This is a genomic window from Spartobacteria bacterium UBA695, from assembly GCA_002298145.1.
GTDB lineage: Bacteria > Verrucomicrobiota > Verrucomicrobiia > Chthoniobacterales > Chthoniobacteraceae > UBA695.
Genome location: DBMP01000010.1, coordinates 1 through 16,926, shown reverse-complemented (window position 1 = coordinate 16,926; position 16,926 = coordinate 1). Strand labels below are relative to the sequence as shown.

11 protein-coding genes are annotated in these 16,926 nt (G+C 51.0%); 2 read left to right on the top strand and 9 right to left on the bottom strand.

Features of this window, described 5'->3' with window-relative positions; all coding sequences use genetic code 11:
- Nucleotides 1-9: 9 nt before the first annotated feature.
- Nucleotides 10-465 carry a hypothetical protein gene (locus B2828_RS04900; RefSeq protein WP_479632577.1) on the top strand — a complete coding sequence of 152 codons (456 nt, stop codon included), beginning with the start codon at nucleotides 10-12 and terminating at the stop codon, nucleotides 463-465.
- Complete coding sequence (locus tag B2828_RS04895; RefSeq protein WP_479632576.1) at nucleotides 462-746, top strand: hypothetical protein; 285 nt, start codon at nucleotides 462-464, stop codon at nucleotides 744-746. Before B2828_RS04900 ends, B2828_RS04895 begins: the two co-directional genes overlap by 4 nt.
- A gap of 10 nt (nucleotides 747-756) precedes the next feature.
- On the opposite strand, the gene B2828_RS04890 is transcribed toward B2828_RS04895, so the two are convergent.
- The 9 genes from B2828_RS04890 to B2828_RS04850 all read right to left on the bottom strand — a co-directional run bounded on the left by B2828_RS04890 (nucleotide 757) and on the right by B2828_RS04850 (nucleotide 16,763).
- Nucleotides 757-1,176: a MauE/DoxX family redox-associated membrane protein gene (locus B2828_RS04890; protein ID WP_479632575.1), complete on the bottom strand. Its 420-nt coding sequence runs from the start codon at nucleotides 1,174-1,176 to the stop codon at nucleotides 757-759.
- A complete protein-coding gene (locus tag B2828_RS04885; protein WP_479632574.1) occupies nucleotides 1,173-1,592 on the bottom strand; it encodes a rhodanese-like domain-containing protein in 420 nt (139 codons plus the stop codon). The genes B2828_RS04890 and B2828_RS04885 overlap by 4 nt, the downstream gene beginning before the upstream one ends.
- Complete coding sequence (locus B2828_RS04880; protein ID WP_479632573.1) at nucleotides 1,589-2,479, bottom strand: cytochrome c biogenesis protein; 891 nt, start codon at nucleotides 2,477-2,479, stop codon at nucleotides 1,589-1,591. The genes B2828_RS04885 and B2828_RS04880 overlap by 4 nt, the downstream gene beginning before the upstream one ends.
- On the bottom strand, nucleotides 2,476-3,507 hold the full coding sequence (locus tag B2828_RS04875; protein WP_479632572.1) for a cytochrome c biogenesis ResB family protein: 1,032 nt from the start codon (nucleotides 3,505-3,507) through the stop codon (nucleotides 2,476-2,478). Before B2828_RS04875 ends, B2828_RS04880 begins: the two co-directional genes overlap by 4 nt.
- Nucleotides 3,504-4,103, bottom strand: a complete 600-nt coding sequence (locus B2828_RS04870; protein WP_479632571.1) for a DUF1573 domain-containing protein — start codon at nucleotides 4,101-4,103, stop codon at nucleotides 3,504-3,506. Before B2828_RS04870 ends, B2828_RS04875 begins: the two co-directional genes overlap by 4 nt.
- Nucleotides 4,104-4,187: 84 nt before the next feature.
- Nucleotides 4,188-6,059 carry a c-type cytochrome gene (locus B2828_RS04865; protein ID WP_479632570.1) on the bottom strand — a complete coding sequence of 624 codons (1,872 nt, stop codon included), beginning with the start codon at nucleotides 6,057-6,059 and terminating at the stop codon, nucleotides 4,188-4,190.
- A gap of 564 nt (nucleotides 6,060-6,623) precedes the next feature.
- Nucleotides 6,624-7,130 (bottom strand): hypothetical protein, encoded by a 507-nt coding sequence (locus tag B2828_RS04860; protein ID WP_479632569.1) that lies wholly within the window; start codon nucleotides 7,128-7,130, stop codon nucleotides 6,624-6,626.
- A 3-nt stretch (nucleotides 7,131-7,133) separates the two neighbouring features.
- Entirely contained in the window at nucleotides 7,134-12,401 is a 5,268-nt protein-coding gene (locus B2828_RS04855; RefSeq protein ID WP_479632568.1) for an RHS repeat-associated core domain-containing protein, read from the bottom strand.
- Nucleotides 12,402-12,440: 39 nt separating this feature from the next.
- Nucleotides 12,441-16,763, bottom strand: a complete 4,323-nt coding sequence (locus B2828_RS04850; protein ID WP_479632567.1) for an RCC1 domain-containing protein — start codon at nucleotides 16,761-16,763, stop codon at nucleotides 12,441-12,443.
- Between the last annotated feature and the right edge of the window lie 163 nt (nucleotides 16,764-16,926).

Genomic DNA, 16,926 nt, shown 5'->3' with positions numbered 1-16,926 from the left:
CACTTTCCTATGAAATATCTTATCATTCCCTCCCCCAATGGAGTTTACGTCACTTCCGCCGGCATCCCCGTCAATATCCTCCCCTCAGAACACGGCAGAGAGTATGCCGATGAAGCTACGTTTGCCACCGCGTTCAAGCTCATGCCGAAGGACACCTATGCGGCCAAGCAAACCGCCCTTGCCAAGCTGCAAAAGGACTTCGAGACTGATCTGTCCAAGGGCTATGCGGACACGGAGCTTGGGATCACCATCGCCATTGAGGACGGGGACCGCCAGCAGTTCAACGATCTGGAGCAGCACCTTACCCGAAAGGCAGCCCCCGATGATCAGCTTGTCACAATCAAGGCGCTCGGCGGCAGTCTGAACCAAATCAGTCGAGGGCAGTTTCGCCAATTGATGGTCCGTGCCGGAGACTACTACATCTTCCTGTGGAGCACCCTTCAACAGAAAAAAGCTGCTCTATGACCGTATCACACGAGGAATTTGATAACCTGGCCAACCACTGCCAAACCTGCCGCGATGAAACCCGCGACAAACTCGCCGCGTTCGACCGCCGCCTATTGGCGCTCGAGATCATTGTGAGAGGAGAGGACGGCCGCAATGGGATCAAGTCGCAGATCAACACCCTTTGCCTACGGTTTGATGCATTTGAAAAAAAGGCCATCCGCTGGATTGCTGTGGGAACTGCTCTGCCGGGCATTGTGGTGGGCGTTTTGGGAGTGCTCAAGTTTATCGGAAAGTTGTAGAGCATTTAAACTAGGCTTTCCGATACCGCTCATAAAATATCAATCCAGAAGCGCAAAGTAACAAAAGAACATCCCGGCTTATCCAAAGTAAATAACGGGGATGCTCCGTTTGACTTCCAAAGCATCCACACGAGATGTCCAGCCCTCGAATCCAAGCTGAAGCCAATGCTCCAATAAAGACTAGTAACAGAGTCAGGATTATAACCAGAGCCCCGTGTCGGAATTGTCGAAAGAACAATGCAATTCCACAAATCACTTCAAGCCATGGGAGGTAAAATGCCAGCACAACCGTCACTGAATTCCACGGCAGCAGATCGTAGTTTTGAATGTCTGCAAAAAAGGCAACGGGGTCTATAACCTTCATACTTCCCGCCACCACAAAGACCACGGCAAGGATTGCTGTAAGCACCATTTGAACTTTCTTATTCATCGGCGCGCTTCTTTCCAAGCCTTCCATCCTCCTTTTAAAACATAAACGTTCTTTAGGCCAACCTCCTCCCTCAGCCGCTTTGCAACATCCTTGCTGGCGTGGCATTTCTGGCTATCGCAATAAACTACGACCACCGACGCGGGTTCCCATATTTTAAGTAATTCCGGCAGAAGTTCGTTCCAATCGTCCTCGGTCAACCGCACCGCTCCGGGAATATGATCTGTCCCATAATCTTCGACAGAACGGGCATCTACCCACAGGACAGAATATGTCCATCTGGAGACTTCCGATAGAAGAACGGAATCGTCGCGAAAGGCATTCCACTCCCCTCGCCTCCAATAAAGCCCAGCCGAGGCTCCTGCCGGAATGGAAGCAATGGCCATTAAAATGACAAGTTGGCGTGCGATGGATTTCATTGTTTAAGCTGCTCCCTCGCCAAACGGCGAATCCATACCACAACCAAAAATATGGATTCACCCAAGGCAAAGCCTAGTGCGCCAGCAAGCCATCCCTGCCCCGAGCCATAGCTGTGGAGGCCTGGCTTTAGCAAAAAGTTAACGCCATACCAGGCCATGATCACACATTGGAAAGAAACAACCGATCCAATCGCCAGTCCGAATCCACCCCACCAACCGGCACGACGGCCGTGTAATAAGGCAACATATCCGAGGAGTGTGATAAGCGCCCAGGTCTCCTTCGGATCCCAGCCCCAGAAACGTCCCCACACCTGCCACGCCCAAAACCCTCCCAATACAATCCCGGTTCCGAGTAACATTACTCCGATTTGCAAACTCCTCTCCAATGCAGGCTCCAACCCTCGGGTTGGAGCCACGAAGCCTTTCCACAGAATCCAGTGCCCCATTCCCATGGCCACGGCGAAAGCGGCATATCCCAGTGTGATGGTCGTCACGTGCGTCAAAAGCCAGAAGTTGTTCCGGAGCGCAGCGGGAAGCGGATGAATGCCCGAGTCGAATACTCCAGCCCGCTCACTAGCGAGCGCCAATCCCACAATGGCCACGGGCAAGGCGCTAAGGAAGATTGCACCGGACCGGCGCCGGTATTCAAAAACCATCGAGAGCAGGACAACACCCCACGCGGCAAATATTATCGATTCATACATGTTGGTCACTGGAGCGCGCCAGACCAAGGCCACTCGCAACGCGAATCCGCCCGTAATCAAACAAAATCCGGTAACGGCTCCAATCCAGGCACAACGATAACCGGTATGCCGTGGAAGCCAAAGCAACAGCCACGCCACGGCAAGGACGATCCATGAAACGGTAAAGCAAGATGCTGGATTCATGAGGACTTTAAGCAGAAATAATGACCGATAAGCCCGCAGCAAAATAGAACCGAACCGCTCCACAAAAAAGGCCAACCGGGTTCTCTTCGCACCTCCAGTGTGCTTTCCCGCAGATCCGCCGGATTCCAACCCACTTGCAAAATCCGCGTGTTAAGCCCCAGCGCGGTACGCCAAAAACCGGGGGGATAAGCAACTGGGTGATTCATCGAAACCGTTGTTTCCAAGGGCGTTTCTCTTTCAGAACCAGACAGCCGAATGGTGCTGCGAAAATCAACCGGGACGGAGTTTGCGACATCGCGGTTTACCTCGAAGCGCAGCAATTGCACTTGCATTTCTGTTCCATGAATGGCCTCCATCTGAGAGACGGCATTGGAAGTCAATTCAACCAAAACCGCCGGGTTATTAGGCTTCTCAGAACACGAAATGGGGCCCGTCGGGCTCATCGAAAAATCAGGCCAATACTTCCGGAATCGAATTTCCATTTGCGGCTCATCCCGCCAAGTAAATGCTTTCCCAATAACTGAGGAAAGCGACAGGCTTTTGTGAACACCGCTCAGGTTTTCCATAGTCACGACCGGTTCATCTTGAACCAGATAAAGACCTATTTTCACTCCGCTCGGAGCACCCTTCTCTCGTTGAACCACAACGGGGTAATCCTTGGCAAAAACCATCTGGCTCTCATTGATGGTTTCCGAAGTGTGTAGCCTTAGCCGAGTTTCCGATCCATACCATCGTTGGATCATTCCTCCGGCCAGAAGCAAAACAATGCCGTAATGCGTCGCGATAAAACCGGCATCCCGCAGCCGCCAAGGCCAGCGCTTCGATGTTGCGCATACCAAGGTTGCGATCAGTAGCATTACGATACCAACCATCCAGGACGAATTAATTCCAAGCGCCCCTACGCCTTCCTTCCTAAAACTCCCGGCCGCACACACCAACGCCAAGACTAGCAATTCCATCACCGCTACTCTTGCAGAACCCATGGCGCACACTGTGGCGCGGAAAAGATTGCTTGCGGGGATTTTCATTTAGCCGGAAGAACCCGCGCAGTAACCATAAACTTCTTCGGATTCTCCTGCGGATAATCCGTCTTGATAGTCAACGTTGCCGTTAACGGCTCGTTGGTGGAGGTTGGCGTTGCCACGATCCGGTAATCCCGACCGGCGACAACCGTTTCGACTTTTGCAGAAATCGCGGGATTGGAAGACTCAACCGCAACCGAGGACACGGGAACTCCGTCTATTATTTTGAAACTGACGCTCTTGGTTGAAGCTGGCTCTCCCGCGTTCCAGAAAAGGAAGCTAGGTCGAAGCTGCGCCATTTCGGGAATCGTCACTTTCATCCGCAATACAGCCCTTGGTTTTGCCACGTCATTGCTCTCCACCAAGATGATTTTATCCTGCACCCCGGTTCGTACTCCAATCGTGAATGTTGCCGTCAAGTCGCCCGATTCCCCCGGCGCATATTTTCGCTTATCGAGCGTGATTTTGGTGCAACTGCATGAGCTGTTCACCGCTGTAATATTCGCTTCGGCGTCACCAACATTTTTGAACTTAAAGTGAGCGACCACGGCCGTATCTGAAGGAGGCGGCGTAAACTTCTGCTCCTCAGCGTTCCACTGCAATCGTTGTGCTCCGGACCGACAAACAAGCCCGGTCAAGCAAATGGCCACTACCAAAAGGCAACGTATCATCGGTTTTGTAATCCGTTAAAGAGACTTTAAATACTCCACCAGATTAGCCCGTTCTTCTGGCGTGAGCTTGGACGTGACTCCATGCTGATCGCGAGGGTTGTCTTTCCCCAGTACATCCTCCAGCGTTGCCGAGCGTCCATCGTGCAAATACGGGGCCGTCCGCCACAGTTCGTTAAGTTTGGTCGTAACGAACTCAGCTCCTTTGTCGGGACTATCGCTAGTGCCCACATTATATCGGGCCGAATCTGTGAAATAGAGACCGTTGTGACACGATGCGCATTCCGCCTTTTCAAAGACCTGCTTGCCTTTCTGGGCTCTTGAGGAAAGTTGCCCGTTCACAAGAAATGGACTGGGCACCGGCTTCATGGATTTGATGTAGGCCAAAATAGCCTGCGTTTTCTCATCCGTGGGTTGCATGAACTGGATGTATTTGATTCCGGAACGCACTGCCCTTTCCGCATCGTGTCGGACTCCTTTGGCCATCAGCGGAGCCGTCTCCGCTGCAAAGAGAAGGCTTCGCGTGCTTTTGGGGTTGCCCATGCCATCATTTAAGAGATCCCAGTTCAAACCATCCATGCGCCCGTCAGGATGACAGGTCGCACAGCTTTGCCATTGCTGGAAACACATTTGGGATGCGTCATTGAAAAGCATTTCGCCCTTTCGCTCCAAAGTCATCGGCTGATCGGGGCCCAAACGAATCGGCTCAAGTACCTTTCCGGATTCCAAATCAACCACGTCCACCGTTCCGCTAAAATAGTTAGCTGCATAGAGCTTTCCATTTGCGGCTGTGAGTTCACGCGGGCCAATGCCTTTTAGCTTAATCCGGCGGCGAATGCCTTGGAGAAAATTTAGATCATCGGTGGGATTATCGGGAAGGGCTTCGTAGTCTGCATCGGCTAAACCGCTTTGGCCGAGGGCTGGAAATTTCGATAACTTGGCCAGAAGAGCCGCTTGGTCAATGATACTCACTTCATGGGTCCCAGCATGAGCTACGCAGATCCACTTGCCGTCCGGAGAACACACCACTCCCCACGGGTTCGCAGCCCCGAGACTTTCGTCATCAAGACATATCGAATAAAGCAACTCACGCTTTTCGGCATCGATCAGACTAAGTCCGCTGCTGTTCATCCAGCCCCGTTCAACGGCGGTCGTAGCCAGCATGAATTTGGCGAATGTGGACGTCACATAAACGATCTTCCCATCAGGGGAAAGGCAGATTCTCCTCAATGCAACGGCTCCGTTGGAGAGAGGGATGGATTTGACCACTTTGCATTTTGCGGTATCGATCACGTCCACAACCGAACTGATCCGGTTCACGTTGGCCGGGCCTGAAGGCAGATGGTTGGCGACGAATAATGTTTTCCCATCTTTGCTCAAAACTTCTGCAACCGGTTCTCGGGTTACGGGAATCCGGCGCTGGATGCGTTTCGACGAAATATCGATGACCGCGACCTCGTTCTGAAACCGCAGGCAGACGTAAAGGGTTTTGCCGTCCGGGGATAATGTGGGAGCCATCGGTGTGTGCCCAACTCGAATTGAACCGCGGGGCTCCCCACTTTTGGTATCGATCCACAGAACTTCTCCATCGGCATCGCCCCCAACCGTGAAAAGCAAGCTGCCGTTTGGCGAAAGGGCAAGGCCCCTTGGGGCAAATGGAACTTTCCAGCTCGCAGCTGGTTTATGTGAAGAGGCATCCATGACCGCGATCCGCTTTGCCCCCTCTTCCGCAACATAGAGGCATTTCCCGTCCCTTCCTGGCAGAATGGCATTGGGGGATTCGTAGGCGACCTCCTGGCCTAGCGCTTCAGGAACAAGGCGAACGACGAGAAAACACGCAATCCCACAAAGTAAAGCGCCTACTGCAAATTTCTCTGGAAGCCAATGCATGATATGATGCCATATTTATGCCACCCTTCAAACGACTTCCAAAGCCTTTTCGGCAAATCCGCTTGAGCCTATTGCGTCTCCCGTTACGCCCCCAATCCACCCGCTCACTTAATCGGTTCACTGCAGACGCGTCATGGAGCTTGACCTCGCTCTCTTTATTTTGCAAAAGCCCCCATGTCATAGCCATTGAGAGTCGCGTTTCTTACCCGGTTCGCAGCGAGATTTAATCGGGGCCGAAAAACGAATTTCGCGAGGTTGCCGGGGACGAGCACTGGATGGAGGTGGGCCCGTGTGTTGATACGTTTGGATGGTAAGGTGCATGTCACAATTGCGTGGCCTCTGTTGCCTAGAAGCTTTCTTTGGTGTTTATTTTTTCTTGGGAGTGTTTTTCATGGCCTATGGTATGCGGTTGCCCATATACGCCCCCACCTCCTCTCAAACTACACTTGTTTAGTAGGAGGGTTGTAGCCGAGAAGCTGCTTTACGAGTTTGTTTTTGAAAATAGGTGGCACATGCCATGCTAATGTTTGGCTCGCATGTTCATTTCAGGCAAAATATTGAAAACTATTTTCCTTTAGCATGGATCGGCTCATTTAACCAATCATGAAAGTCCAACACAAGTTTTCTGTAGTCTTCCTTTGTACGAATGCTTTTCGTGTCGAGATTTGGAACAAATCCATCGGGAAGCCTTTCAGCAACATGCGATCCTTTTTCATCGAACATTGACAAAATATTTATAGGATCATCTCGAAGACTTGCCTTGTTTGCAATATCTCTGTACTTAGCCTTGACGTTTATGATGTATTTCTTAACGGATTCATTGTCGGAAATATCAAATTTCCATGGCCCGAAATACATCAACCAAAGTATGAACAATTGTTGGTTTGCATAATTTGCACATGCCTTTTTGGTCGATTCCGAAGCATTAGGTTTATTATATTCTTTTAGATTTTCAGCACAGTGCTCAACAATCCACGTCACTACAATAAAATCCTTATCCGCTTTGTAGTCAGAAGCGTTGGCATCGAACGCAAACAATAAAAAACAGCTAAATATAATACCAATTTTCATAAATTATTTTTTGCAGTCATCTACAACAAACTGTGCTCCTTTGACCATGGCATCAACAAAGCTGTCGCTAAATCCTTTTGCCCCATCGCTTGTATATATCGGGAACAGGCTTCCCATTTTGCCGGTGGTATTATCAGGAAAATAAGGAGATTCAAGTGGTTCTTCGTGTTCTTTTTGACTACCCCATTTTCCACATGAACAACAGCGATATTTAATTTTTATATCAGCAAAGAAACTACCTGCAAGAGAACCCTGCCCGAGTCTTCCTGCTAGTGAAGCCGCACTCGTGAATTTTTCTCCCGCTTCAAGAATAGCTTTAACGGCAGAACTAGCTTTCCCTGCTGCACTCTTTCCTGCATCTTTCGCTAAGTCTTTGAGAGACTCAGGAAGGTTAGGCAAAACAGTGTTTCCTGCCGGATCGAATAGTTCAAGCGTGGCGCTGTCTATTTTTGACTCTCCTTCGCTGCATTTCCCATACCGGTCTATATTCTTCACCGGGTTACTTACAGCGTAATTGTAAAGATTGATCCCTCCTTTTTCCATTATCGGGTCGCGTGAAAGCCACCTCGCCGCATCCGGATCATAAGCGCGATAAAGGGTTAGGGCTAATCCACTGGGGGCGTGGTAGTAATGGCCGGTAAACCCGAAGTCAGCATCGGTGTTGTCCGTACCGCTGACACGGGCCGTTGTCCGCCTTCCATACGGGTCATAATCATAGCGCGTTTGGACTGCTCCGCTGCTGTTAGTTAGCTCACGTATGCTCCCAAGATGGTCCGCCGTAGAAAAGTAATTCACGGCGTTGGTGCCGCTTATAACTTGCATTCCCCGACTGTAGTAGCGTTTCGTCACGGTGTCGTTTGCATCGTGTTCTTCCGCGATGCTGTTGCCCACCCATAGCAGCTTTTTGGTCGTGGTCAAGGTTCCGCTGGTTTCCACAATGGATACCCGCCGGTCCTGCCCATCATAGGCGAAAGTGGTTGTTGAACTGTCCGCGTACGTGATTGACGTCAGCCGGTTGCGGGCGTCCCAGGTAAAGCTTCGGCTTCCGTCCGATACCAGGTTTCCATTGAGATCGTAGGTGTACGTCTGCGAGCCGCTCCCACTCACCACCAACCGCGCGATTTTTGAGGTGCTCTTGTCTGTATGGTTCGGGTTCGTGGCCACGATGGGAATGTCGTTGGTTCCGGCGGTTACGGGCACGTTGGCGCTGAATTTGTTGGCTTTTACCTGAACCGAGCTGCCGTTGACCGTCACCAGCGACGGCTGGCTTACCGTTCCCGTCAGCGTGATCGAGCCGGTGCCTCCCGTTCGGCCTGTCAACTGGTTGAGCCCGTTGTAGGTTCCTCCGGTCACGGTTCCACCGATCCGTTCGCTTAATCGGTTCCCGGCTGGGTCATAGACGTATCCATATTGCCTGAGCTGTGCTCCGCTGCCGGTGTTTGTAAGGTCCGCCGAAACGAGCTGATTGGCCGCGTCGTATCCCAATCCATACTGATTGGCGGCGCTCTGCCCGGAATTCGCCTGCGTCCACGTCAAGATATTGCCCACGGCGTCGTAGGTGTAACCGAATTGTGAAATGACGCCGGTGCCCGAAAGGTTCTGGATCTGCTGGAGTCGGTTGTCACCGGTGTTGCCAAAATAGGTCCGCGCTTCGGTTTGTCCATTGGGGTAATAGGCATGTAGCATCCGGCTGGTCACTCCGTCATAGTCATACGAAAAGCTCCCCGTGCCGGAGCAAAGCGGGTTGGTTTCCGAAACGACTCTTCCCAGGGCATCGTAAACCACTCCGGAGGTCTGCCCCGCGACGGTTTGCGAAACCACCCGCCCGTATTCGTCGTAGCTGAAGTTCACCGTGCTGTTGGTCAGCGGTCCGGACATGCTGGAGAGCTTCCCGGCTCCCAGCGCTGCCGGGCTTGTGATGGGGTTATAAGCGTAGGTCGTTGTTCCTATCCCATCCGTCATGCTTGTAATTCGGTTGAAGGAGGTATCGTAGGCATAGCTGACCGAGGCCGTGGGCGGGTTCAGCGCATTGCCAGAGGCGTCGGTGTAGCTGGTCTGCTGGAGGTTGTTGTCCAGATAGTACGCGTAATGAGCGACTTGGCCTTTGGCGTCGGTGACGGTTTGCAACCGATTGATCGTCGGGTCGTAGGTGTAAGTGATCGTGCTGTTGTCACTGAAGACCTTCGAGGTCACGCGCGACTGGAGATCGACGACGAAGGTTGTCTTGTTGCCGTTGGGATCGGTGATCCCCTCCAGCGCTCCGCAGGGGCAATAGTCGTAATGGGTGCTGCGCCCCAGGGGATCGTAGAGATCGGTGACTCGCTGGAGCGCATCGTAAACACTGTGGGTCCAGCGGCCCAGCCTATCACTCTTCCACTCTGGATCCAAATTGGTGTAAACTGTTTGCTCAATGGTTCCATCCGGATACTCGACCTTTATTTGCCGATTCAATGCGTCATAGGTATAGGTCAGTGTATAGCCGTCTGGATTCGTAACTGTGCGGACCCGTCCGAAATCGTCGTAGGTATAGGAGGTCGTGGCTCCGGCTACCGGCCCTGTGATCGTGGCTACTTTACCGTAACCGGCTTGGTTAGGATCCGTAATGTAGGTATAGGTTGTGACTTCGTTTTCTCCGTTGCGAACGCGGGTTATGGTTAGTACGTCGCCGCTTTCGTCGTAAGTGTAGGTCGTCGTCTGCCCCGCCGCGTCGGTAACGGTGCCTGGCTGATGCTGGGCGTTGTAATTGCCGTAGCTCTGGAGCAACTGCTGCGTGCCGCTTACGACTTGGTAGACGTTCAAGAGATCGATCCCGTTGGTATCGTACTGCCACACGGTCGTGCGGCCCAGCGGGTCGATTTCCTTGGTTTTTTGTCCAAAAGAATTGTATTCCCTCTGGATAAGTTGTGTTGTGCCGCTATGGGTTGTATCTCCTCCAATGACCCGGCCAATTTTGGTTTTGTTATTTGATGAACCTTGGAGGTAATAGGTTCCCTGGCCGGTATAGTTATACCAGATACGATTGTTTGTTCCGGGTTCTTTTTCGCTTTCCAGTATGCCTCCCGATTCTTCGTACACGGTGGAGTGCAGCCAATGGTAGACATGCGCCTTTTGATAGGCTTCCGCGCTCGAATAATTCCAAGGGCCGTCTCCTATTTCGGCCATGGCTTTCTTGCCCCAGTAAAAAGTATTGCGAGCCCACAGATAGCCATTATAGATGCCCATGCCGGTGGGAACCAGAGTGCTGGAAACTCCACCGGATAAGCCGTCGCTGGGGTATTTAGTTTCACTGTATTCGACCCTTTCCCGGCCCCCGTTGGGATCGGTGATTTCTATCCACCGAGTCCTTCCGAGTTGAGAGTCTGTCGTTGCATCGCCGTAGTCAAAGCGTGTTTCGCCATAAGGAGTGGTTAGTTTTTTGATGCAGGCTGCCTTTAGGTCGGTCCCGTATTCGAAGCTGGATGTAATTCCAATCATGTCGGTGATAGCCGCAAGTTGTCCGTTGCTGTTATACTCGAAGGAGGCGGAACGTCCGAAGGGATCCCTGATGCTTTTGATTTTTGTATCTGATCCAGTATAGGTAAGGGTTGTGGTTTGTCCCAATGCATCCGTCATGGCAATGATCCGGTAGATGGAATCGTAAGATAAGATCAAAACGTTTCCTGCGGCATCGATGATTTTGTGAAGGAACACTTTTCGCTCGGATGAAGCGCTCCCGTCGGGGATATCGTAAATCTCTTTTGATCCATCGGTGTATCGCTTTTCATAGCTGATCGGGTTTGTGCCAGTCCTAACCAGCCGGGACTGCGAATACAGCTCCGGATTATAAGACTGTGTGGAGGCATTAAACCCGGTGTGAGTCTCGATGCCTCCACCGCGGCAATAGAGATCGACATTCGCGCTTAAAGTCGCGGGCTTGTCTGTAATGAATGAAAGCCAGTCAAAGGTCCATTTTTGTCCGAAATTCGAATAGTTGGGATTGGTGTTTGGGTTGGGGTCGCGTTGGCTGTAAGCAAGTTTGAAGTTTATCGCGGGGCCTCTCCCGGGTTTATAAAAGAGCGGGGTGTCTTCGATATGAAGACTCACAACGGCCAGATGAATGCTGTAACGCGCCATAGCGCACGAGCTGCCACATCCGCCGCCGGTTTGTTCGTCACATTCCTTGGTGTTTTTCTTGTCGGTGGCGCTGGTGGAACATTTGCCCCAGATATTGCGGCCTTCGACCTCAGTCACAGGCAGCCAGCCCTCCGGCAGCTTCCCCGAAGGCACAAGAAAATAGGAGGTCACTTCTGAATCAATGGCGTTCTGCGTAGCAAAAATATCCTGACCAAAGGCGGGATCGCTAATCACAAATTTGTCGTCGATTTTTTTCGTTAGCGCGGAGAAATGTCCCACTTTCCAGTGGGCTACCGAAGGGACGATAATCGCAGCTCCAGGGCTTCTCTTGGCCATTTGGTATTTCATCCCAACGGTGTTGGCGAGATCCCGAACCTGTACCAGATTGGTTCCTTTTGAGGTCGATTTGGCATCTTTAATTCGCTCATCCAAGGTGTAGGAATTTTCCTTGGCCGCATAAAGCTTTTCAACCGCGTTCGGGCCGCAGCGCAACGCGTCTTCGGGCTTGTTATTCATGAGCCACAACCCTTCTGCGGCCGCAGTGAGAAGTTCAGTGGTGGAGCCGCGGATTTCCCGCCATTTGCTTTCCGCGATCAATTCTTCAACACGGCGGGAAAGCCCCACGCGGGCGCTCATCAGCGCGAGTTCGCCCAATGCCCGGTTTGCCAAATTATACATCTTGGGATCCGGTTCCGTCCTGCCTTCCGCCCAGGCATCTTCCCAAGTGCGCATGGCCTTCGAAAAATAGCCTGCCTTGTATTGGGCAATCCCTAAGTTTACCAGCAACGAGATACGCCACGGGGATTTCGGATAGTTTGCGATGAATTGCTCGATGGCAGAAAAATCGTCACTCACGGTTCGGTTGGAAAAAGCCACCAGGGCCGCGGCCAACGCTTTATTTTCATCCGCGCTGCTTTCCCAACAAGCCCGGATTAACGGTTCGGAGAATACTCGGGCTTTTGAAATTTCCGCATCGCTGGGATTTTCCGAGAAGGAAAGATTTGGGGATGGCGGTTGAACGTTGGGCACCGTGCGATTCACCTTCACTCCCGAATTCTGCGCGTAAAGCGTACTGTCGCCAAAAGCAAAGATCAGCGCGATTCCCCAAAAAGTGGCTACAATGTTCCGAGGATGCATAAATCCTGTATAAAATTTCATAAACGGCAAAATTTGATCTTGATCGACACAATGAGAAGGTTAGGGCGTCAATAGAGTAACACCTGATGGCGTAAGGATCCCGATATCAGGCGCCGTGTCGCTGGAGGCCGAGTAATGGAATACCGTGGGATCAAGACCTTGCTGCCATTTTTGGAAATTGGTAAGCCCGTCACCCATGTTGTCCGCGTTGGGGTCGATTCCTAAGTGGCCGAAATATTGAATTTGCCACCACTGAGGAAGCCCAAATTCATCTGCCCCGATATCCGAGCTGTTCGCCCCACGAGGATCACCATCTATGTCGACCAATGGAGACGCCTTGAAGTTCGCAATTCCTCTGCACGGAGAGGTTGGGTTGAGATGGAAGTCCGCCGTCAACAACGGGGCAGCGTTGATATTCCCCGTTCCCGTCAGTCCGCCGCGAATATCACTATAAGACGCTGTTAAACCTGTTCCAGAAATTTCGCTCGAAACGGCAGGATTCCACAGGATGGTGTTGGTTACCGTCATTGACCCAGAGGCCACGGCAATCGCCGCTCCTGAACTACTCGAATTTCCAGCAACGGTGCAGTTCAGGAGCACTGGAGAACTGCCGCTGCTGTAAATTGCGGCGCCCACTGCGGCGCTGTTTCCTTTAACAACACAATTTGTCAAACGGGGGCTGCCGCCTTGTACGAAGACCCCGCCGCCTGTTCCTGACGTTCCGTTTTGCGTTCCCGAACCGCTGGTGATGGTGAAGCCATTGATTACCACGTCACTCGAAATCCCGATGACACTCCCGCCGCTGGTTCCGCTGATAATCGTCGTGGCTGCCCCGCTACTTGAAATCAGCAGCACGCTGTGAGTGCCCATTGTGAGATTCTCGTTATACGTACCGGAGTCCACTCGTATGATTTTATAGTCATTCGTGATCGAATCAATGGCGTTTTGGATTGTCGTATAGGCGATAGAGGTTCCTGATGTGCCAGTCTTATTTACAAATACATCAGCAACTGGTACTGACAACGCAGCTTGTGGGTCCGCGCTATGAGTGTACTCGTAAACATTTGGGTATCCATCACGATCCAAATCTTCGCTTTTGTCAGATGGATCATCGGGATTTAATCCATTTTTAATCTCCCATATATCTGACATCCCGTCGCCGTCCTGATCTCTATCAGTGACTAAATTCACATTCGATGGATTCGAACGAGCTCCGTAACGTTCTGCAACAACCCGGAAATTGTCATTTTCTTCCCAAGCCAAATAGTCAAACGAAGTGACATTTGAGCCAACGCTACCGATATCGCTCCACGTCGTGCCTCCGTTGGAACTGTGCTGAACGATAAAATGTTCTTCATTATCGGAATTGTCGGTCCATGTTAGATGATAAGTCTTTGAGACAAAGCTACCTTGTAACCCAGACGGAGCCGCAGGGGCTGTCGCTATATATTCGACCGCCACCGGAACGTTGGATTTCGTTGTCGAATTGTTTCCCAACTGTCCATATTGATTGTTTCCAAAGGCCCATACGGTTCCGTCGTTTCGGAATGCCAGCGTATTGTTTCCTGCGCTTATTGCTGTAATCCCATTTAAACCGTTGATAAGTACGGGGCTGAACTGATTGGTATCGCTGCCTGAATTCCCTTGCCCAAGTTGGCCGTACTGATTGCCTCCCCAACCCCAAACGGTCCCGTCGCTTTTCAACGCGACTGTGTGATTTTGACCGGCAGCCACTTGGACGATCCTCGTAAGCCCAGGCACTTGAATCGGCACGTAAGAGCTGTAAATATCCCCACCAGCACCCAACTGTCCAGAACCGCCGTTGCCCCATGCATAAACTGTTCCATCCGCTTTGAGCGCGACTGTAAAATTGGAACCGCAAGAAATCTCAATGACATCCCTAATTGTTCCCAAGCATACAGGAGATGTATAGTTGTTGTACGTTCCAACTCCAAGCTGACCGTATCCGTTATACCCCCAACCCCATACCGAACCGTCGTCTTTCAATGCAACACTATGGGAATTACCCGCCGAAACAGCAATGATATGGTCGAGCCCTTGAACTTGCATCGGTGTATACCGACTGGTGGTTGTCCCGTCACCCAATTTGCCATAGCTATTATCTCCCCAGGCCCATACCGTTCCGTCGCCTTTTAAAGCGAGTGTGTGATAGTCCCCTGCCGAAACCGATACGAAACCAGTTAAATTCGGAATCTGAACAAATAGTGCATTTGCCGTGGACGATTGATAATTCGTTGCGATCCCAAGCTGTCCAGTATAATTACGCCCGCACGCCCAAACTGTCCCGTCATTTTTGCAGATTACACTATGGAGTTCTCCGGCTGCCACGGACCTAAGACCAGATACGCCATTCACCTGTACCGGATACAATCCGTTAACATTCGTCCCGGATCCGAGTTGACCGTAGTAATTATACCCCCAGCTCCACAACTGCCCGTCCGGAGTTACCGCCAGGGAATGATTTATTCCCGCACTAAGCAAAGAGCCTATGATGTAACTAGCATTCTTGGTCCGACTTGAAACTTGCCCTGGACTAAACGCCTTGGTTCTAAGTTCCCCCGTTGCATTAATCGAAATTGTTGAACCAGAATTAATTATTAGATCGTTTTTATTGGGCATCGTTCCATCCGTTCGATAATGGATAACAGCTTCGGGGGTTGTGCATGAAACGATAGCAGATTGTGCAGTTAGGTAGGCGCCCCCGGCTGGGGATAGGGTTGGAGCAGCGGCCTGACGCTCCAACGTGAAATCTGTCAGTATAACAGGTAATGATGTATCCGCATTTTGCTCATTACCAATCTGCCCAAAATTGTTTCTCCCCCAACCAAAAATAGAGCCGTCGGTTCCCGAGGCTATGGTATTGTCGCCCGCACTAACCACCTGGATTCCATTGAGATTTCCAGTTCCGCTACTTGACACAACCGCTACCGGCGTACGCCTTTGAGTCGTGGTTCCGTCTCCTAACTGTCCATAAGAGTTGTCGCCCCAAGCAACAACAGAGCCATCGTTTTTCAATGCCACCCCATGCTGCCGCCCAGCAACAGCCTTAGCAACATTATTGAGCCCTGAAACTTGCACCGGCTTATTTCGTGAATTCGTGGTTCCGTCGCCCAATTGCCCCCTTCCATTTAAGCCCCATGTCCACACAGTACCGTCATTTCTCACCGCCAAGTTATAATAATAACCACAGGATATCGAAACCATGCTTCCTGTAGCACTTGTCTGCACCGGCGTGTTTGAACTATTGGAACTATCATTCCCAAGTTCACCATCACCTCCATAACCCCAAGCCCACACAGTTCCGTCATTTTTTAAGGCTATGCTGTGTATAGTGCTTGCCGCGATAGCTACTACATTTGTAAGCCCAATAACCTGCACCGGCGCAGATCGGTCCGTCGATGTGCCGTCACCCAATTGCCCATATGAATTCCATCCCCACGCCCAAACAGTTCCATCACTCTTAAGCGCAAGAGTATGCTTATCGCCCGCTGCAACGGCAGTAAATCCGCTCATATTGGGGAGCTGTACAAATGTGGTATTGGGCGTGCCATATTGCCCTAGGTTGGTAGATGTACCTAACTGCCCATAATAGTTGTAACCACACGTCCATATCGTGCCGTCTTCTTTACAAACAACACTGTGGTAGGATCCCGCCCCTATTGAACAGATATTATCCATTCCATCTACACAAATTGGGAACCAGTAGTCAATGTCGCTGCCGACTCCAAGTTGTCCATAATAGTTCCGGCCCCAAGCCCATAACTTTCCATCAACTGATACCGCTAAATTGTGCTCTGGGCCAGAACTTATAATCGGGGCAGAATGTAAAACAGAGTGCAAATAGAACAGTGCATTACTTGAATATGATCCATAGGGCTTTGCTGTTACCACAGGATCGGCATTTGCGGCAGTAAGAGTTGCATATACTTGCACCAAACCGTCCGTTCCTGTCCTCGTTACTTGACTTGTCACCGATGATCCTGCCGTGGCCGAGAGCATTAACGTTGCACTACTCCCCGAAACCGAAAACTCAACTGGTGCTGACGCCAAGATTTTTTGATGACCGTCAGTTACCCTTACTACCAGCGGACTTAAGATTTGGCCTAGTATTCCGACTTGTCCGTTTCCACTGACAATTTCCAATGTTGGCTCTACGCCGTTGTAATAATCGTTTGGATTGAGTCCCAATTGATACGATTCATAGTTGCTTAATCCTGGAATATTTTGAGCATTCGCTGTCGGACTAATATCTACCCCCCCAAAGTAATGTTGCAGCCACCAATCAGGCAGTGGATTATCGGTATGCGTTTTGGCGGTGATATCAAAACTAAATAGGTTCTTAAGCTGCCCGATATTTGCCATGGCGTAATCGTTTGCGGAAACTTCTTTGCCAACCCATGGATATGTCCCGGATTCTAGAGGATGCCCTTGATACCCCGCCCGCAATAATCTATTAAATAGGGGCATTGCAATTGTCTTAAGCTGCCCTATATTAACTGCCGTATAATCGTTAGTTAACGCGGTT

Bases quoted from the DNA above. Each gene is read 5' to 3' on its own strand.
- B2828_RS04860 (WP_479632569.1), bottom strand. From the start codon at position 7,130: ATGAAAATTGGTATTATATTTAGCTGTTTTTTATTGTTTGCGTTCGAT.
- B2828_RS04865 (WP_479632570.1), bottom strand. From the start codon at position 6,059: ATGCATTGGCTTCCAGAGAAATTTGCAGTAGGCGCTTTACTTTGTGGG.
- B2828_RS04890 (WP_479632575.1), bottom strand. From the start codon at position 1,176: ATGAATAAGAAAGTTCAAATGGTGCTTACAGCAATCCTTGCCGTGGTC.
- B2828_RS04880 (WP_479632573.1), bottom strand. From the start codon at position 2,479: ATGAATCCAGCATCTTGCTTTACCGTTTCATGGATCGTCCTTGCCGTG.
- B2828_RS04875 (WP_479632572.1), bottom strand. From the start codon at position 3,507: ATGAAAATCCCCGCAAGCAATCTTTTCCGCGCCACAGTGTGCGCCATG.
- B2828_RS04850 (WP_479632567.1), bottom strand. From the start codon at position 16,763: ATGGCAAATATCGGGCAGCTTAAGAACCTATTTAGTTTTGATATCACC.
- B2828_RS04895 (WP_479632576.1), top strand. From the start codon at position 462: ATGACCGTATCACACGAGGAATTTGATAACCTGGCCAACCACTGCCAA.
- B2828_RS04885 (WP_479632574.1), bottom strand. From the start codon at position 1,592: ATGAAATCCATCGCACGCCAACTTGTCATTTTAATGGCCATTGCTTCC.
- B2828_RS04900 (WP_479632577.1), top strand. From the start codon at position 10: ATGAAATATCTTATCATTCCCTCCCCCAATGGAGTTTACGTCACTTCC.
- B2828_RS04855 (WP_479632568.1), bottom strand. From the start codon at position 12,401: ATGAAATTTTATACAGGATTTATGCATCCTCGGAACATTGTAGCCACT.